At 68.4% G+C, this 17,253-nt stretch carries 17 protein-coding genes; 7 read left to right on the top strand and 10 right to left on the bottom strand.

The annotated features are described in order from the left end of the window. Together ABTZ94_RS20600 and ABTZ94_RS20595 are read left to right on the top strand one after the other, a co-directional pair. Positions 1-221, top strand: a 221-nt coding sequence (locus tag ABTZ94_RS20600) for a zinc ribbon domain-containing protein (RefSeq protein ID WP_351202497.1), incomplete at its 5' end; no start/stop codon positions are given. Between the two features lie 181 nt (positions 222-402). Further along, complete coding sequence (locus tag ABTZ94_RS20595) at positions 403-1,164, top strand: GntR family transcriptional regulator (protein ID WP_351202496.1); 762 nt, start codon at positions 403-405, stop codon at positions 1,162-1,164. A gap of 50 nt (positions 1,165-1,214) precedes the next feature. Here ABTZ94_RS20595 and ABTZ94_RS20590 read toward each other — a convergent pair whose 3' ends face one another. The 3 genes from ABTZ94_RS20590 to ABTZ94_RS20580 form a co-directional block, all read right to left on the bottom strand. Beyond that, entirely contained in the window at positions 1,215-2,372 is a 1,158-nt protein-coding gene (locus ABTZ94_RS20590; RefSeq protein WP_351202495.1) for an ROK family transcriptional regulator, read from the bottom strand. A gap of 100 nt (positions 2,373-2,472) precedes the next feature. Continuing rightward, complete coding sequence (locus ABTZ94_RS20585) at positions 2,473-3,123, bottom strand: response regulator (RefSeq protein WP_093893356.1); 651 nt, start codon at positions 3,121-3,123, stop codon at positions 2,473-2,475. A 4-nt stretch (positions 3,124-3,127) separates the two neighbouring features. Further along, positions 3,128-4,300 (bottom strand): sensor histidine kinase, encoded by a 1,173-nt coding sequence (locus ABTZ94_RS20580; protein WP_351202494.1) that lies wholly within the window; start codon positions 4,298-4,300, stop codon positions 3,128-3,130. Positions 4,301-4,408: 108 nt separating this feature from the next. On the opposite strand from ABTZ94_RS20580, the gene ABTZ94_RS20575 reads away from it, so the two are divergent. The 3 genes from ABTZ94_RS20575 to ABTZ94_RS20565 all read left to right on the top strand — a co-directional run bounded on the left by ABTZ94_RS20575 (position 4,409) and on the right by ABTZ94_RS20565 (position 6,624). Further along, positions 4,409-5,347 carry an ATP-binding cassette domain-containing protein gene (locus ABTZ94_RS20575; protein ID WP_351202493.1) on the top strand — a complete coding sequence of 313 codons (939 nt, stop codon included), beginning with the start codon at positions 4,409-4,411 and terminating at the stop codon, positions 5,345-5,347. 2 nt (positions 5,348-5,349) lie between these two features. Beyond that, positions 5,350-6,087 carry an ABC transporter permease gene (locus ABTZ94_RS20570; RefSeq protein ID WP_351202492.1) on the top strand — a complete coding sequence of 246 codons (738 nt, stop codon included), beginning with the start codon at positions 5,350-5,352 and terminating at the stop codon, positions 6,085-6,087. A gap of 99 nt (positions 6,088-6,186) precedes the next feature. Further along, complete coding sequence (locus ABTZ94_RS20565) at positions 6,187-6,624, top strand: hypothetical protein (RefSeq protein ID WP_351202491.1); 438 nt, start codon at positions 6,187-6,189, stop codon at positions 6,622-6,624. A gap of 366 nt (positions 6,625-6,990) precedes the next feature. Here the strand turns inward: ABTZ94_RS20565 and mug are convergent, their stop codons facing one another. The 7 genes from mug to ABTZ94_RS20530 form a co-directional block, all read right to left on the bottom strand. After that, positions 6,991-7,554 (bottom strand): G/U mismatch-specific DNA glycosylase, encoded by a 564-nt coding sequence (mug, locus tag ABTZ94_RS20560; RefSeq protein ID WP_351202490.1) that lies wholly within the window; start codon positions 7,552-7,554, stop codon positions 6,991-6,993. A gap of 19 nt (positions 7,555-7,573) precedes the next feature. After that, positions 7,574-9,016: an adenylosuccinate lyase gene (gene purB / locus ABTZ94_RS20555; protein ID WP_351202489.1), complete on the bottom strand. Its 1,443-nt coding sequence runs from the start codon at positions 9,014-9,016 to the stop codon at positions 7,574-7,576. Between the two features lie 59 nt (positions 9,017-9,075). Next, positions 9,076-9,924 carry an SGNH/GDSL hydrolase family protein gene (locus tag ABTZ94_RS20550; protein WP_351202488.1) on the bottom strand — a complete coding sequence of 283 codons (849 nt, stop codon included), beginning with the start codon at positions 9,922-9,924 and terminating at the stop codon, positions 9,076-9,078. Positions 9,925-10,136: 212 nt separating this feature from the next. Then, positions 10,137-11,156 carry a hemolysin family protein gene (locus ABTZ94_RS20545; protein WP_351202487.1) on the bottom strand — a complete coding sequence of 340 codons (1,020 nt, stop codon included), beginning with the start codon at positions 11,154-11,156 and terminating at the stop codon, positions 10,137-10,139. Then, positions 11,153-12,490, bottom strand: coding sequence for a hemolysin family protein (locus ABTZ94_RS20540; RefSeq protein ID WP_351202486.1), 1,338 nt, complete (start codon positions 12,488-12,490; stop codon positions 11,153-11,155). Before ABTZ94_RS20540 ends, ABTZ94_RS20545 begins: the two co-directional genes overlap by 4 nt. 169 nt (positions 12,491-12,659) lie before the next feature. After that, complete coding sequence (locus tag ABTZ94_RS20535; RefSeq protein WP_351202485.1) at positions 12,660-13,085, bottom strand: GNAT family N-acetyltransferase; 426 nt, start codon at positions 13,083-13,085, stop codon at positions 12,660-12,662. A 546-nt stretch (positions 13,086-13,631) separates the two neighbouring features. Beyond that, positions 13,632-16,265, bottom strand: coding sequence for a SpoIIE family protein phosphatase (locus ABTZ94_RS20530; RefSeq protein WP_502967275.1), 2,634 nt, complete (start codon positions 16,263-16,265; stop codon positions 13,632-13,634). 370 nt (positions 16,266-16,635) lie between these two features. Here ABTZ94_RS20530 and ABTZ94_RS20525 point away from each other — a divergent pair, with 370 nt between their 5' ends. Together ABTZ94_RS20525 and ABTZ94_RS20520 are read left to right on the top strand one after the other, a co-directional pair. Next, entirely contained in the window at positions 16,636-16,863 is a 228-nt protein-coding gene (locus ABTZ94_RS20525) for an antitoxin (protein ID WP_351202483.1), read from the top strand. Next, positions 16,860-17,231, top strand: coding sequence for a fic family toxin-antitoxin system, toxin component (locus tag ABTZ94_RS20520; RefSeq protein ID WP_344515338.1), 372 nt, complete (start codon positions 16,860-16,862; stop codon positions 17,229-17,231). Before ABTZ94_RS20525 ends, ABTZ94_RS20520 begins: the two co-directional genes overlap by 4 nt. The last annotated feature ends 22 nt before the right edge of the window (positions 17,232-17,253 follow it).

Raw genomic sequence — 17,253 nt, 5'->3', positions numbered from 1 at the left:
AGTGGACGTGCAAGGAGTGTGGGACCGTGCACGACCGCGACCACAACGCAGCCCGCAACGTCCTGTTCGAAGGACGCCGTATCGTCGCCGCCGGACGGGCGGAGACGCTAAACGCCTCGCAGAGCGCCGGTAAGACCAGGACGAAAGTCCCGGCACAGCGCGTTGAAGCAGGAAGCCCCCGGAAGGGTCACACGACCCAGGCCGGAATCCCTGGACTTTAGGCCAGAGAGCACGTCAAGAACGTCCTGTGAACGCTCTGCGGCAGAGGACCGTTTCACTGTGTGACCGAAGGAGGATTGGTCTTGACCAAGGGTGCGTCCCGTCCTATGGTCTCAACGTTAAGACAGGAACCTTTAATAAATAACGTCGCGGAAAAGCCGCTGGGCGATTGCGGAGGACAGGGTGGGGACCACGCAGCTGGAAACGGTGCAGGAGCCGAAGTACTGGCACCTCAAGACCGTGCTCAGTGAGGCACTCGACTCGGACTTTGCGGTGGGCGAGATCCTGCCCAACGAGCGCGAGCTCGCCGCCCGGTTCGGAGTCGCTCGAGCCACGCTCCGACAGGCTCTGGAACAGCTTGAACTCGAAGGCAGGCTGCAGCGCCGCCGCGGCGTCGGAACCACGGTCGCCCCGCCGCGCGTCGGGGTCGCCGTCTCCACCACTCAACGGGACTGGTCCGACGGCGGCGAGGCATGGCAGCTCGTGGACTGCACGACGGCGGTCGCACCGGCATCCGTGGTGGCCATGCTCGACGTGGACGGCGACGAGCCGGTGCACATCGTCCGCCGGATCCGGGTTAGCCACGGACAGGCAGTCGCGGCGGAACTGCTGTACGTCCCGTCGTTGTCCGTGCCCGAACTCTCCGCGATCGACGCCCCGTCCGGGCCCGTCCGGGCCCGCAGTGTCCTGCGGGAACTGCACCGCCTCGGCCTCGACGGCCAGGACCGGTCGGTGGAGCTCGGTTCAGCGCGCGTGGACGACGCCAAGGAGCTCGACCGGCTTCCCGGCGCCCCCGTTCTCGTCGTCACCACCCGCTATCTCGTGGCGGGCGGCACCGCGGCACTCTCCGTCGCCACCTACCGGGCCGATACCTGCCGACTTACCTTCGGTGACTCGGGCGACCTGAAGATCAGCCATCAAGGCCAGGAGCGCCAGGCCTCCTGAGCACGACCGGCTTCGCCGGCCCTGCCATGTCTGCGTACGGCCCGTCGCACTCAGCGGCGGGCCGTCACCGTCCCCTCCACCGCGAAAAGCTGCTCCTCGACATGGTCGAGAGCCAGCCGCAGAGCCCCCGTGGCCACCGCCGCCTCGCCGAGCAGCGACAGCGTCACCCGCGGCGGCCGAAGACAGTAGCGGGCCAGCTCACGGCGGAGCGGATCCAGGACACTGTCCAGCCCCGCGGCCCAGCCGCCTATCACCACAAGCTCGGGGTCCAGCGCCAGCACCAGTGCCGCGACATCGTGCACCAGGCGCTGAATGAACCGCTCGACCGCCGCCTGCGCCCGGACATCGCCATGCCGTGCCTCCGCGAACACGGCGGCGACCGCAGGCTCGTCGAACGGGTCCAATGGTGTGTCCGTCGTCGACAGAAGCTTCTCCGGCGTCGCCTCGCGGCCGAGGAGATGCAGCGCGCCGATCTCCCCTGCTGCACCGCCGAAACCGCGGTGCAGCCGCCCGCCGATAAGCGAACCGGCGCCCGGGCTCAGTCCTGCCAGGACGAACACGATGTTGTCGGACTTGGTGGCTGCACCCTTCCAGTGCTCCGCGACTGCCGCGGCATTGGCGTCGTTCTCCACGAGGACGGGGCAGCGGAAGGAGCGCCTCAGCCGCTCACCCAGCGCCAGACCCGTCCAGTCCGGCAGCGCGGTGCCCAGCCGTACGGTCCCGTCGGCCTCTACGATGCCCGGGCTGCCGACCCCCACCGCACGCAGACTGCTCCGGGCCACGCCCGTCCGCCGCAGGACATCGGCGACCACGGCCCTGACCTTGTCGAGCCGGTCGTCGGCGCAGGCCGTCTCCGACACCTCGCGCGAGCCCGCCCCGATGATTCGGCCGTCCAGCCCCGACAGCAGTGCGGAGATCCGATGAGGGCCGATCTCGATGCCGAGCAGATGCCCGGCCTCCGCACGGAACCGGAACCGGCGGGCCGGCCGCCCCTGACGTCGGGCCTCACCCTCGTCGGGCACCGACTCGACGACCAATCCGGCCTCGAAGAGCCCCTCCATGACGCCCTCGACCGTCGGCCGGGACAGACCTGTGATCCGGGTCAGGTCCGTAAGGGTGGGGGAGTCGGCGCCCCGGAGGGCGTGCAGTACCACCGCGGAATTGATCCGTCGAAGCAGTGACGGATCCCCACCGGTCAGCCGGTCCACGGTGTGTCCTCCCAGCTCGTGCGCATGTCAGGCGGATGGTACTCGCTGCCCGGGTGCAGGGCGACTGCGGGCCGGAACGGGTATCCGGGGCTGGCGGCCCTCAGCTCGGAGCGACGAACCCGGACTCGTACGCTGCGATCACCGCTTGGGTACGGTCCCTCGCACCCAACTTGGCCAGTACGGCGCTGACATGGGTCTTAACCGTCTCGACACCGACCACGAGCTTGGCGGCGATCTCCGCGTTCGACAGGCCACGGGCCATCAGCCGGAGGACCGCAGCCTCACGCTCGGTCAGCGATGCCCGGTCCATGGCCGCCCGCGCCTTGCTCGTGCCGTACTCGGCGGCGAGTTGCCTGACCGCCGCCGGGAACAGCAACGACTCGCCCTCTGCGACCAGGCGCACCGCATGCACGATCTCGGCGGGCCGGGCACGCTTGAGGAGAAAACCGTCCGCTCCGGCGCGCAGCGCCTCGTACACGTACTCATCGTTCTCGAACGTGGTGACCACCAGGATCTTCGGCGGCTCCGGCACGGTCCGCAACACCACCCGCGTCGCCTCGATGCCATCCATCAGCGGCATCCTGACATCCATGGCCACCACATCGGGGCGCAGCTGATGCAGCAACGGGATCACTGCGGCGCCGTCACCCGCCTCGCCCACCACCTCGATATCGGGCTGAGCCTCAAGAACCGCGCGCAGCCCCGCGCGGACGAGAGGTTCGTCATCGACCAGAAGAACGGTAACCGGCATCAGGTCAGCGTAGGCCGTTCAACGGAAGACTCGCATGCACCCTCCATTCGCCGTCGCACGGACCTGTCTTGGCCTTTCCGCCCAGCAGCGCGGCCCGCTCGCGGATGCCCCGCAGCCCGCTCCCAGCTCCCGGCATACCCATCGAATCAGTGAGCGGATTGGTCACCACCATCTCCAGTCGGCCATTCGTGACGCTGATCCGCACCCGGACGGGAGCCGGCCCGGAGTGACGGAGCACATTGGTGAGGGATTCCTGAAGGATGCGGTACCCCTCGCGGGAGACCGCCCCCGGAACCTGCTCCAGCGGACCGGACACGTCCGCATCGATCTTCGCCCCCGAACCACGTGCGGAGTCCAGGAGCCGGTCCGCTTCCGTGAGCGTCGGCCGCTGCCCCACCGGTGTTCCCGATTCGCGCAGCACCCGCAGAACCCGCTCCAGATCGTCGAGCGCGTCTCTGCCGGTCTCCTCGATCGCGGCCAGTGCCCGCTCGGTGAACTCCGGGTCGTCAGCAGCCCGGGCCGCACCCGCCTGCACGACCGCGACCGTCAACGCGTGCCCGATCGAGTCATGCAGCTCCCGTGCGATGCGATTGCGCTCCAGCAACTGCTCGGTGCGCTCCTCCAGAGCGGTCAACCGCTGCACCGGTGAGGGACCGAGGAGCCGACGGGCGGTCGCAGTGATCAGCTCTCCGCTCGCCACGACCCCGGCAAGCAGCACCAGGACGGGCAGAGGTGCCAGCAAGGCGTACCACCAGTGCGGCTCCACTCCGCGCACCAGCCATTCGCCGCTCGGGCCTGCGTCCGCTGCGGTGAGGACGAGGTCAACCGCGGTCGCCGGCAGCCACACCGTTGCATACCCCACGGCGACGCAGAGCAGCAGTCGTATCTCCAGCCACAACACGGTTCGCCAGCGATCCGTCCAAGTGACCGCAGCGCTTGCGGAGATCGCCGCGTGGGGGCTGCCTCGCTCCGCGGGTGTGAGCAGGAGCTGTGCCTGAACACCTTCGGCCAGCCTCATGGCAGGCAACAATCCCACTGGTACAGCGAAGACCATGGGCGCCCACGGCGTGTCCATGGAGATGAACAGCCACACGCTGCAGACCGCCCCCGGGATGAGGAGATGCAGCCACCGGCTGTAGGTGGCAGAGGTGGCCAGTGGGCGGAGGAGGCGGAACATGCTGCCATCGTGTCAGTCCGCACGGGCCCGGCGGCTCCCCCGTGCGGGGGAGATGATCCCCACCTCCGGGGGAGGCCGGGCACAGGGCGCGACCGCGAGGCTGAGGACATGACCAGCATCGACGTCCATGAGCTCACAAAGGAATACGGCACGACCCGCGCCGTGGACAGCCTCACATTCAGCGTGCGACCTGGCCGCGTCACCGGCTTTCTCGGCCCCAACGGTGCCGGAAAGTCCACCACCATGCGACTCGTTCTCGGCCTGGACCGCCCCACCGGCGGCACTGCCACGATCGGCGGGCAACCCTACGCCAGGCTCGACGATCCGCTGCGCCGGGTGGGCACCCTGCTCGATGCCCAGGCCGCCCATGGCTCGCGCACCGCGCGGAACCACTTGCTGGCCCTCGCAGTCAGCAACGGCATAGGTGCGCGCAGAGTGGAGGAAGTCCTTGAGGAGGCAGGCCTCGGCGCGGTCGGCGCAACGCGCATCAAGACGTTCTCACTCGGCATGCGGCAGCGGCTGGGCATAGCGGCCGCCCTGCTCGGTGACCCGGAGGTCGTGATGCTGGACGAGCCGTCGAACGGGCTGGATCCGGAAGGCATCATCTGGATCCGCGAGCTGATGAAGCGGCTCGCCCGAGAAGGCCGCACGGTCCTGGTCTCCAGCCATCTGATGAACGAGACATCATCGTTCGCCGATCACCTGGTGGTCCTCGGCCGGGGCCGGCTCCTCGCCGACCTGCCGATGCAGGATTTCCTCGACTCCCGCAGCCGGCCCCGGGCGCGGGTGCGCACGACCGAATCCACCCGGCTGCGTGATGTTCTGATCCGTAAGGGATATGAGCCTGCGCAGGGTGACGACGGACGTTGGAGCGTCGAGGGAGCGAAGGCCGGGGAGATCGGCGCGATAGCCGCCGCCGAAGGTATTCCCGTCCTTGAACTCATCGACGAGCAGGTCACGTTGGAACAGGCCTATCTCGACCTCACCTCCGACGCCATGGAATTCGCGTCCGCGGCGACCTCGTCCACCAACCGTCAGGAGGCCTGACCATGTCGACCACCGCAGTGCTGCGCTCGGAGTGGATCAAGATCAGATCGGTGCGGTCCGTCGCCGGATCCTTGATAGCGGTCCTACTCGTGACGCTTGCCATCACGGTGCTCGCATTCGCCACCGTCGGCCAGGCCGAGGCGGACAACGCGGACGCCGAGCCGCTGTTCAACGCCTTCTACGCATTGAACTTCGGCCAGATCGCGGCCATCAGCTTCGGGGCAACCGCGATCTCTTCCGAGTACCTCAACGGCGCCCTGCGGATATCGCTCGCCGCCGTGCCGAGCCGCAATCTCTTCTACGCGGCCAAGATGGCGCTCGTCGGTGCGCCGGCCCTCGTCGTCGGCCTTGTCGCCAGCTTCAGCGCGTTCCTGGTGGGACAGATGTTCATGGGGGAGTACGCGATCGGCCTGGGGCAGCCGGGTGCCCTGCGGGCGGCCTTCGGCGGAGGGATATATCTGGCCCTGATGGCCCTGTTCGCAGCCGGATTGACGGTACTGCTCCGCAGCGCCGTCGCCGTGCTCAGCCTGCTCATCCCGTTCATCCTCATCGTCTCCTTCGTGATCGGAGATGTCGCAGGTGGCGCGGCACAGTATCTGCCCGACCGGGCAGGGCAGTTGGTGCTCCACCAGAACCCCGAAGGCAGTCTCGGACCGTGGAGCGGACTCGCGGTGGCAGCGGCGTGGGCAGCGGCTGCACTGCTGGCAGGCTGGTGGGCGATCCGGCGCAGGGACGCATAGCCCACTGCCACGTCCTCAAAGACGGAGCAAGATGGCTGAAAGCCCCTCAAAGCTCATGATGCGGATCGGCTTGTCAGTGCTGGGCGGTTTACTAGCGGCATGACCACCGCACATCACCTCCGCCTCATCGACGGGATGCGCACCCGGGACTTCTCCGCGGAGCGCATCCGGTCAGGCTCGGGAGTCAGCGGGCCCGGCTATCACACAGCGTCCCTGCACGCGGACATCGATCACTGGGACGACGACGAAGTCGGGCGACTGGAGCACCGGGCCCAGTGCCTCGCAGAGCATGACGCGCTGCTGATGCTGCTCACCGGCCGCTGGGGCGAGCCGCAGACGGTCAGTCTGTGGAGTGCGCAGGAGCGGATGATGGCTGGTGAGGAGATTCCGGAGGCGTGGGCCGAGACGGTTGCGGGCTGCGAGTACCTCCAGCTCTGGCGGATCGAGGACCGTTGGGTCGCCATGGGGCTCTACCTGGAAGAAGAAGGCCCAGGTTGCGAGCTGAGCGTTGTAGTGACGGAGATTGATCCGCCGTGACATGAGCAGGCTGCTGCCCGCTGAGACGGAACGCGGCATCCGTCCGCTGTGTCTGGCCCGGGTATCCGCCCCCTGTGGACGGGCCCTGTCACAACCCTCCGCGACGGCCCCGTCGCCGCTCGCGGTGATGGGCCGGCACCAGCCCGCTGCGGCGGGCCCGGGTTCCCGTACTTCGGACGGGTCCCGATCGCCGGGCCGACCGGCTGAGGGCCCTCTCGCCCGACGGCTTGGGCCAATGAGGGACGGCCCGGCTGCCGCCCCGACCCCCATGCTGTGGTTGGCCACGGCCATGGCACGACGACAGCCACGCAGACAATCACAACCAGGCGGCCATCGGCGTCGAGCTGCTGTGCAGGCGCCGGGGTGTCAGGCCCCTTCGGTGGTGATGACGTCGTTGCATTCGACGGAGGCGCGGAGGCGTCCGTACTCCTCCGCCATCGTCTGAGCGGTCCAGTGGGCGTTCAGGCCGCTGGGGTTGGGCAGGGCCCAGACGCGGGCACCGCTGATTGTATGGTCCTGCGGTCCGATCCGGGCGGTTCGTTTGCCGAAGGCGGTGCGGTACGCAGTGACCCCCACGACTGCCAGCCACTGCGGTCGCAGCTGCTCGACCTTGGCTTCCAGGATCTGTCCGCCCTCGCGGAACTCCTCGGTGGACACCTCGTCCGCCCGTGCGGTGGCACGGGCGACCACATTGGTGATGCCCAGTCCGTATCGCAGCAGTTCGTTCTGTTCTGCCGGCTTCAGCTGCCGAGGGGTGAAGCCGGACCGGTGGAGTACTGGCCAGAAGCGGTTGCCGGGGTGAGCGAAGTGGTGGCCCGTTGCCCCTGTCATCAGGCTCGGGTTGATCCCGCAGAACAGAACACGCAGGCCGCCCGCGACCACATCGGAAACGTTGCGGTCGCGGGCGGCCTGGAGCTCTTCGGGTGTCATCCGGCTGTGTTGGTGGCCGTCAGAGGATGGAGCCCGGCGTGTATCCGGCGGCCTCGGGGTGCTGCTTGGTGATCTCCTCGATGCGGGAGATCAGCACGGTGACCTGATCGCCCGCCGCTCCCGTGAAGGAGAGCTTGTCGGCCATCAGCGCGTCCAGCTGTGCGCGGTCCAGTGGGATGCGTTCGTCGGCGGCCAGCTTGTCGAGCAGCTCGTTGCGCTCGGCGCCCTGTTCGCGCATGGCCAGGGCCGAGGCGACCGCGTTCTCCTTGATTGCCTCGTGGGCGACCTCACGGCCGACACCGGCGCGCACCGCACCCATCAGGACCTTGGTCGTGGCGAGGAACGGCAGGTAGCGGTCCAGCTCACGGGCGACGACGGCCGGGAACGCCCCGAACTCGTCGAGCACCGTCAGGAAGGTCTCCAGCAGACCGTCGAATGCGAAGAACGCGTCGGGGAGCGCCACGCGGCGTACCACGGAGCAGGACACATCGCCCTCGTTCCACTGGTCGCCGGCCAGTTCGCCGGTCATCGACGCGTAGCCGCGGAGGATGACCATCAGGCCGTTGACGCGCTCGCAGGAGCGGGTGTTCATCTTGTGTGGCATCGCGGACGAGCCGACCTGACCCGGCTTGAAGCCCTCGGTCACCAGCTCGTGCCCGGCCATCAGACGGATCGTCTTCGCGACCGACGAGGGCGCGGCGGCCAGTTGCACCAGTGCCGTCACCACGTCGTAGTCGAGCGAGCGCGGGTAGACCTGACCGACCGATGTGAAGGCCTGCGCGAAACCGAGGTGCCCGGCGATGCGCTGCTCCAGCTCGGCGAGCTTTCCGGCGTCGCCGCCCAGCAGGTCGAGCATGTCCTGGGCGGTGCCCACAGGGCCCTTGATGCCCCGCAGGGGGTAGCGGCCCAGCAGGTCCTCAAGCCGCCCGTAGGCAACCAGGAGCTCGTCCGCCGCGGTCGCGAAGCGCTTGCCGAGCGTGGTCGCCTGCGCGGCGACGTTGTGGGAGCGGCCGGCCATGACCAGCTCGCGGTACTCGCCCGCCAGCTTTCCGAGCCGGGCCAGGACCGCCACCGTGCGGTCGCGCATCAGCTCCAGGGAGAGCCGGATCTGAAGCTGTTCGACGTTCTCGGTGAGGTCACGAGAGGTCATGCCCTTGTGGACCTGCTCATGGCCGGCGAGGGCGTTGAACTCCTCGATCCGGGCCTTGACGTCGTGACGGGTGACCTTCTCGCGCTCGGCGATCGAGGCCAGGTCGACCTGGTCGACGACACGTTCGTAATCGGTGAGGGCGGCGTCAGGCACCTCGATCCCGAGGTCCTTCTGAGCGCGCAGCACCGCCAGCCACAGCCGGCGTTCCAGCTTCACCTTCTGCTCGGGGGACCAGAGGACGGCCAGCTCCGTGGAGGCGTAGCGGCCGGCCAGGACATTGGGGATGCGAGGCTTCGCAGACACAGCAGTCACGTGTCCAGATTCTACTGGCGGTTTGTGCAGGCCAGCGCCGCGGCCCGGTTTGTGGGTTGCTACGAGAGCGGAGTCGCATTCACCTGGAGCCACGTAGCCACAGGCCCGGGGTCGCGGGCATCCTTGGGGGTGACCCAGAACGCCCTCCCCAGTTCGGTGCTGTACTGGGCGCCCGTCCGCCCGTCCCCGGACGAGCGGCCGGTCAGACGGCGGCCGATCCACGGCATGAGGTGCCGACGGGCGAAGCGGAGGTCGTCGGCGCGTCGTATCGCCCATTTCGGAGGTACGGCGGCCGGGAGAGGCGTCCGCCAGTCGTTCTCCGGCGGCAGCCCCAGCGTTTGCCAGACCGCCTCCGCCACCCTGCGGTGACCGTCGGCCGTCAGATGCAGCCGGTCGACGTCCCACAGGCGAGGATCGCCCAGGGCCGTTGCTCCGTACAGATCGACGACAGACGCTCCATGGCGGGCCGCCAACTCGTCGACCAGGGAGAACAGCTCCTCCATCCGTGGGCGGAAACGTTCCATCACCGGGCCGTTGCGACCGGGGCTGCGCATGAGCACAAGCTTCCTGCACGAGGGCGCGAGACGTTCCACGGCCTCTTCGAGCCGTCCGCGGACCATGCCCATGTCGCATTTGGGCCGCAGCGCGTCGTTGAGACCGCCGACGAGCGTGATGACATCGGCCTGCATGGCGGCGGCCGCATTAACCTGCTCGTCGGCGATCTGGCCGATCAACTTGCCCCGCACGGCGAGATTCGCGTAGCGGAATCCCGGAGTACGGGCCGCGAGCCGTCCGGCGAGGACATCGGCCCAGCCCCGGTACGAGCCGTCGGGCAGCAGGTCCGACATGCCCTCGGTGAACGAGTCGCCGACCGCGACAAGACTGGTGCAGGAGGCATTCATTTCCATGGCGATGCGATCGTATCGCGGTGGGGTTCGACCTCTCCCAGAAGGCGCCGGCCAGGTACCGAGCGTGGAAGTGCGCTGTCGGCGGTCGCGTCCGCAGTCGCTCGGAGCCGGCCGCAGAGGCGCGGCCGAACCCGCACTGCGCCCTGCCGGCCACCGGTAAGCCTGCCTGCGGCCGAACCCGCACCTCGCCCCCGGCGGCCCCCGCCCACCGATCAGCGCGCCTGCGGTCGGCCCACCAGTTCGCGCAGCACGTCCTCCATCGTGACCATTCCGGCCAGTCGATCATCCTCGTCCAGAACCGCCGCCAGATGTGTGCGGCTGCGTCGCAGCGCGGTCAGCACATCGTCGAGCGGTGTGACGGCCCGCACCCGGGCGATCGGCCGCATCGCCGTCACGGGGAACGGCACATCGCGCGGAGTGGCGTCCAGGGCGTCCTTCACGTGGAGGTAGCCCAGGATCCGCTCCTCGCTGTCCATCACCGGGAAACGCGAGAAACCGGTCTCGTACGAGAGCTGTTCCAGCTGTTCCGGCGTCGTCCCGATCCTCGCGTACACCACCCGCTCCACCGGCATCACCACATCCCGCACCGGGCGACGGCCCAGCTCAAGGGCGTGGTGCAGCCGCTCGGCCGCGCGGTCGTCGACCAGCCCGGCGTCCCCGGCGTCCTTCACCAGCCGGGCCAGTTCGTCGTCGGAGAACGTGGCGGACACCTCGTCCTTCGTCTCCACTCGCAGGAGTTTCAGCAGCGCGTTGGCGAAGGCGTTGATGGCGAAGATCACCGGGCGCAGCGCCCTGGCAAGGGTCACCAGCGGCGGTCCGAGCAGCAGTGCTGCCCGTACGGGCTCGGCCAGCGCGATGTTCTTCGGCACCATCTCGCCGAGCAGCATGTGCAGATACGTCGCCACGGACAGCGCGATCACGAACGAGATCGGATGGATCAGTCCGTGCGGCACGCCCACCGCGTTGAAGACGGGCTCCAGCAGATGCGCGATGGCCGGTTCGGCGACGATACCGAGGACCAGCGTGCAGAGGGTGATGCCCAGCTGTGCCGCCGCGAGCAGCGCCGATACGTGTTCGAGGCCCCAGATGACGCTTCGCGCCCGCCGGTTCCCGTTCTCGGCCTCGGGCTCTATCTGGCTTCGGCGTACGGAGATCAGCGCGAACTCCGCGCCGACGAAGAAGGCGTTGACGACCAGGGTCATCAGTCCGATGAAGAGCTGGACGGCGGTCATCGTGCGTCCTCCGTCTGTTCGTCGTCCCCGGGCAGCGGCGCATGCAGCAGGGCTCGCGCGGCACGGCGCCCGGAGGCGTCCACCACATCGACCCGCCAGCCGGCCAGTTCGATCGAATCACCGACGGCAGGGATGCGGCCGACCTCGGTGGCGACAAGCCCGGCGAGTGTCTCGTACGGTCCGTCCGGCACCCGCAGCCCGATCCTTTTCAGCTGGTCGAGGCGGGCGGCGCCGTCGGCCGACCACAGGGTTCGTCCGTCGGCGTCCTCGCCCGCCGGTGCCAGGTCCGGCGTCTCGTGCGGGTCGTGCTCGTCGCGCACTTCGCCGACCACCTCCTCGACGATGTCCTCCAGAGTCACGACGCCGGCCGTCCCGCCGTACTCGTCGATGACGACGGCCATGGCGAGCTTGCCGGACAGCCGGTCCAGGAGCCGGTCCACGGTGAGTGTCTCCGGTACGAGCAGGGGCTCGCGCAGCATCTCCGAGACGCGTGTACGGGGCCGCTGCTCGGCCGGGATGGCCAGCACGTCCTTGATGTGTGCCACGCCGACGACGGTGTCCAGGCTGCCCCGGTAGACGGGGAAGCGGGACAGCCCGGTCGCCCGGGTGGCGTTCGCGACGTCCTCGGCGGTCGCCTGCACCTCGAGCGCGGTTACCTGCACCCGCGGTGTCATGACGTTCTCGGCCGTGAGCTCCGCCAGGTTGAGCGTGCGGACGAACAGTTCCGCGGTGTCCGCCTCCAGTGCGCCCGCCTTCGCCGAGTGCCGGGCCAGCGCCACCAGCTCCTGCGGGCTGCGGGCGGAGGCCAGCTCCTCGGTCGGTTCCAGGCCGAGGCGGCGCACGATCCGGTTCGCGGTGTTGTTGAGGTGGCTGATGAACGGCCGGAAGACGGCGGTGAAGGCCCGCTGCGGGGTTGCCACGGCCTTTGCCACGGCGAGCGGGGAGGAGATCGCCCAGTTCTTCGGGACGAGTTCGCCGACGACCATCAGGAACACGGTGGACAGCGCGGTTCCCAGGACGAGGGCCAGGGAGGACGCCACACTGGGGGACAGGCCTACGGCCTCCACCGGACCGCGGATCAGCTTCGCGATGGACGGTTCGGAGAGCATGCCGACCACGAGGTTGGTGACGGTGATGCCGAGCTGTGCTCCGGAGAGCTGGTAGGTGAGGCTGCGTACGGCCTTCATGGCGCTCGCCGCGCCGCGCTCACCCTGCTCCACGGCCCGTTCGAGCTGACCGCGCTCGACGGTCGTCAGAGAGAATTCAGCCGCGACGAAGGCGCCGCAGGCGAGCGAGAGCAATACCGCCACGAGCAGCAGAAGCACTTCGGTCATCGGTCCACCTCCGTCCCATGATCGGGCAGGGGCAGGAGGATCGCTCGATGTCGGCGGTTTTTACTGGGAGGCTCGCCCATGGGCGGACGCTCACACCTTTCGGAAGGATCGGTCAGGAGACCACCTATCGTAAAGGATCGGCAAAGGCGTCCCCTTTCGGGTGATCGCGTCAGTCTGTGAGGGGCTTTACCCAGCGCCGCCAGTGATGCTCGCGGTGGTAGCCACCCGCAGCCCACGTGTGGTGTGCTCGTTCGTTGGCTTCCAGGACCATGGCGTCCACCCGTCGCCCGCCCAGGGAGGCGAATCGCTGTTCCGCTGCTTCCATCAAGGCGGTGGCGATACCTTGCCGGCGGCAGTCCGGGTGTACGGCCAGTCGGTAGGCGGAGCATCGCCAACCGTCGAAACCGGCTATGACGGTTCCCGCGAGAAGTCCGTCACGCTCTGCGAGAAGCAGGGCCCCGGGGTCTCTTGAGACGAGTCGCACCACCCCGTCGTAGTCGTCGCTGATGCTCGTTCCTTCTGCGGCTTCGCGCCAGAACTGCAATACGGCGTCGATATCTGTGCGGTCGGCGCAACGGATGTGGAGATCACTCATTGGGCGAGCCAAGCGGAGCGACGGCCTGTTCGGCGAACGATTTTTCGTGCGGAGGGATCGTTGGGGGACGGGGTCTTGGTCCTGGGCGCGTACGGGCCTGGGGCGGACCCGCCTTACCGCGACATCAAGGACACCCCGGTCGCGGGCCCGGAGTGTGCGGATTCGCTGGTGGTCAGTCAAATGCGGTGTGCCAGGGGGGCTGCTGGTCCGAAGGAGACTCCATGGGAAACCTGCCTGCACGGTCCGACGGTCGGTGGCGGGTTTTCTCCCGGCTGGAAGGCGAGGGACGGCCGGTGGGGCGGTGTCATTGTCGGCGGCGGTCTGCCGGACGGCGTGGTGGATGGGGAGGTGCGTGCCCGGCTGACCGAGCCGCAGGGGCATTCGCGTGGTCACCCTTGAAGAACTCGGCGCTGCGGGCCGCAAGGGGACACGGCGGCCGGCCGTCGGTCATCACTGTCCGTTTTCGCGTGCGATTACTCTGGGTAAGAGTGTGTTCCCTTTGTGTCGAGATGTGCTGCTCATTTTGGGGATCTGTCGATCCAGCAGTCAGAGTTCCACGTCAAGGGTGTTCAAGAACGCCGTGCCGTCCACGCTCCCGTCGGGCCGGGGCAACGACAGCTCCGCCCAGATGACCTTTCCCTGGGGGGTGTAGCGGGTGCCCCAGCGTTCGGCCAGTTGTGCGACGAGGAACAAGCCGCGGCCTCCTTCATCCATTGCAGCGGCATACCGCAGATGGGGCGAGGTGCTGCTGCTGTCGGTCACCTCGCAGGTCAGGGTGCGGTCGTGCAGCAGACGCATCGTGACCGGTGCGGAACCGTAGCGGATGGCGTTGGTGATCAGCTCACTGAGCACCAGCTCCATGGCGAACGTAAGGTCGGACAGACCCCAGTCGTCGAGCTTCTCGGCCGCGGCGGCGCGCATGCCCGCCACAGCGGCGGGATCGAACGGTACGTCCCATTCGGCGACGTGGTCGGGCGGGATCGCCCGTGTGCGGGCGATGAGCAGCGCCACATCGTCCTTCGGCCGGCCGGGCAGGAGCTCGTCGAGCACCGCCTGGCAGCTTTCCTCCGGCGACCGGTCGGGATGGGACGCCAGCGCCTGACGCAGCAGCTCTATCCCCACGTCGATGTCCCGGGTGCGGTCCTCGATGAGCCCGTCGGTGTAGAGGACGAGTTGCGTGCCCTCCGCCAGCTCCAGTTCCGTGGTCTCGAACGGCATACCGCCCAGGCCCAGTGGCGGTCCGGCCGGCAGATCGGGGAACGACACACTGCCGTCGGGCTGGACCAGGCCGGGCATGGGATGCCCGGCCCGCGCCATGACGCAGTGGCGGGAGACGGGATCGTAGATCGCGTACAGGCAGGTGGCGCCCGTGATCACCGCACCGGCGGTCGTCTCGTCCTCCTCCTGATCGATGCGCCCGACCAACTCGTCGAGGTGGCCGAGGATCTCGTCGGGCGGCAGGTCGAGGGTGGAGAAGTTGTGCACGGCCGTGCGCAGCCGTCCCATGGTGGCGGCTGCGTGCAGGCCGTGGCCGACGACATCCCCTACGACCAGCGCCACCCGACTGCCCGGAAGCGGGATCACATCGAACCAGTCGCCGCTCACCCCGGAGAGCGCGGGCAGGTAACGATGAGCGACCTCGAGGGCGCTCTGCTCGGGCAGTGCCCGCGGGAGCAGGCTGCGCTGCAGAGTCACGGCCATGGCGTGCTCGCGGGTGTAGCGGCGGGCGTTGTCGATGCTGACCGCCGCCCGCGCGACCAGTTCTTCGGCCAGGGACAAGTCGTCTTCCTCGAACGGCTGGGGCTTCTCCGAGCGCCAGAAGTTGGCCATGCCCAGGATGACACCCCGTGCCTGGAGAGGCACCGTGATGAGCGAATGGATGCCGTAATCGATGATCATCCGTGTCCGCTCCGGGTCCTGGGCGAGCCAGCCGGGTGTGGTGGACAGGTCGGGCACCAGCTCCGGCCGGCCGGTGCGGAATGCCTGTGCCTGCGGCGTGGAGGGGAGGAAGCTGATCAGGTGACCGAGTTTGTAGAGAGGATGGTCGTCCCGGATGCCGTGGACGGCGGAGCGGCGCATGTCCGCTCCCGAACTGGTCGGCTCGTCCCCGTGCAGGACCGGGTCGGCCAGATCGACGGTGGCGAAGTCGGCCAGCCGGGGGACCGCGACCTTCGTCAGCTCCTCGGCCGTACTGACGACGTCGAGGGTGGTACCGATGCCGAGCCCGGCGTCGTACAGCAGTCTCAGGCGCTGGCGGGCGACATCCGCCTTTCCGGACAGCGTCCGCAGCTCTGTGGAGTCACGCAAGGTCGCGACCGTCCCCTTTGGGCCACCGTGACGATCCGTGGGCCGCTGATTCACCGCGAGCAACCTGCCCCCCGCAAGGTGCACCTCGTCCGTGGCCGCGCGCCCCGAGGTCAGCAGCTCCACCGTGCCGGGATCAAGGCTGGGCAGGTCCGAGATGTGCTGCCCCTCGGCATCGGGCGGCAGATCCAGCAGCCGTCTGGCCTCGTCGTTCGCCAGTAGCAGTCGACCGTCGTTGCTGACGATGAGCACGCCTTCGCGTACGGCGTGCAGTACTGCGTCGTGATGCTCGTACATGCGAGTCATCTCGGCGGGGCCCAGACGGTGGGTCTGCCGCTGCAGCCGCCTGGCCACCAGCGCCGTCCCGGCCGTGGCCATGGCGAGCGCGGCCGCTCCGGCGCCGAGGATGATCGGAATCTGCCGCGACACCACGCCGGTCACGTTATTGACCTTCATCCCGGCAGACACCACGCCCACGACCTTTTGCTGGTGATCGAAGATGGGGACGGTCGCCTGCACCTCGTGGCCGAGCGGGCCGTTCACGGTCTCGGTGTACACACGGCCGGCCAGCGATGGCTCGATGGTGCCGACGAACTTCTTCCCGATCTGATTCGGCTGCGGATGCGTGTAGCGGATCCCCTTCGTATTCATCACCACGATGAAGTCGACGCCGGTCGCTTTCCGTGCCCCCTCGGTGAGCGGCTGGAGCACCTTGGAGGGATCGGGTGACTTCAGTGCGGCCAGGACGCCCGGTGAGTGCGCGAACGTCTCTGCGACGGCAAGCGAACGGTGTCTCGCCTCCGCGTTGCTGTCGCGCTGGGACTGCAGCAGGAGCGCCACCACCGCGGTCGCCACGAGCAGCACCACCACAGCCACCTGCAGGGCGAAGACCTGCCCGGCGAGGCTCCGAGGGTGTTTGTCCGTGAGTGACCGAACCGGTGCGTTCCGGAATCGGCCGAAACGTGTGACCACATTGCCCTTTGTAACACCGCAAGGTCGACGGCGCGTCGGGCGAGGCTGGTCGGAGAGGCCATTTCGGACGGGAGCACGCGGCTGTCGCAAGCGGCTTCCGGGGGACCGCTGCATTCCGACGGTGCCGTTCTCCTTGCGCTGGGCGCCGCACGCGTAGAGCCGACGGAGCATGTGGAGGACGAATGCTTCCGCCATGTGGTCACGGACGATCGGTGTACGGGGCACCGTAGGGCTCCCCTTGCCGGTGCTAGCAAAGCCGCGCTAGCGTTTTTCTGTGCCCAAGACTCAGTTGAACGTGAGAGTGGACGAGGCCACTGCCGAGGCCGCGCGACAGCGCGCGCTGCAGAGGGGGATGAGCGTGAATCGCTACATAGAGGAGCTCGTGAAGCAGGATGCGGGCGAGGTCGGAAACACCTTTGTCGAAGCCGCGGCCGACTTCATGAAGCAGTACGAGTCGGTGTTCGCCGAGGAGTTCGGCCCGGAGCGCAAAGGCACGCGTTGAACCTCCGGATCGACCTTTCGTGGCTGCTCATGGTGGCCGAGCACAAGACTCCCGGCGATCCGCAGGTCGTCGACTGGGGTGCGCTCGTGGCTGCGGTGGCCCGTCATGAGGCCGAGATCTTCGGCAGCCCCGTCTACAGCGACCCGCACTCCAGGGCTGCTGCCCTTCTGCAGTTGCTTCTCCATGTCCCAGCGCTCGAACACTCGAACGCGATGTTCTCCTCGGCCGTCGCATACGGCTATCTCGTCGCCTCCGGGCTGAAGGTCATCACCTCGCCCGAGCAGGTGCGCGACCTGGCTCGACTGGTGAAGGAGGGCAAGGCGGACGTCCGGGCCATCGCCGACGAACTGCGCCAGTGGAGTCTGTGACACCGCCGGTACGCGGTGGTGG

Origin of the sequence: Streptomyces sp. NPDC002785, assembly GCF_040295565.1 — a bacterium.
Taxonomy (GTDB): Bacteria; Actinomycetota; Actinomycetes; order Streptomycetales; family Streptomycetaceae; genus Streptomyces.
Note: the sequence above shows the minus strand (reverse complement) of the source record. Positions and strands in the feature narration are given on the sequence as shown.

What these genes read in the sequence shown, in the direction of transcription:
- ABTZ94_RS20570 (WP_351202492.1), top strand. Translation starts at nt 5,350, where the DNA reads ATGTCGACCACCGCAGTGCTGCGCTCGGAGTGGATCAAGATCAGATCG.
- ABTZ94_RS20565 (WP_351202491.1), top strand. Translation starts at nt 6,187, where the DNA reads ATGACCACCGCACATCACCTCCGCCTCATCGACGGGATGCGCACCCGG.
- ABTZ94_RS20585 (WP_093893356.1), bottom strand. Translation starts at nt 3,123, where the DNA reads ATGCCGGTTACCGTTCTTCTGGTCGATGACGAACCTCTCGTCCGCGCG.
- ABTZ94_RS20580 (WP_351202494.1), bottom strand. Translation starts at nt 4,300, where the DNA reads ATGTTCCGCCTCCTCCGCCCACTGGCCACCTCTGCCACCTACAGCCGG.
- ABTZ94_RS20575 (WP_351202493.1), top strand. Translation starts at nt 4,409, where the DNA reads ATGACCAGCATCGACGTCCATGAGCTCACAAAGGAATACGGCACGACC.
- ABTZ94_RS20550 (WP_351202488.1), bottom strand. Translation starts at nt 9,924, where the DNA reads ATGGAAATGAATGCCTCCTGCACCAGTCTTGTCGCGGTCGGCGACTCG.
- ABTZ94_RS20540 (WP_351202486.1), bottom strand. Translation starts at nt 12,490, where the DNA reads ATGACCGAAGTGCTTCTGCTGCTCGTGGCGGTATTGCTCTCGCTCGCC.
- mug (WP_351202490.1), bottom strand. Translation starts at nt 7,554, where the DNA reads ATGACACCCGAAGAGCTCCAGGCCGCCCGCGACCGCAACGTTTCCGAT.
- ABTZ94_RS20535 (WP_351202485.1), bottom strand. Translation starts at nt 13,085, where the DNA reads ATGAGTGATCTCCACATCCGTTGCGCCGACCGCACAGATATCGACGCC.
- ABTZ94_RS20545 (WP_351202487.1), bottom strand. Translation starts at nt 11,156, where the DNA reads ATGACCGCCGTCCAGCTCTTCATCGGACTGATGACCCTGGTCGTCAAC.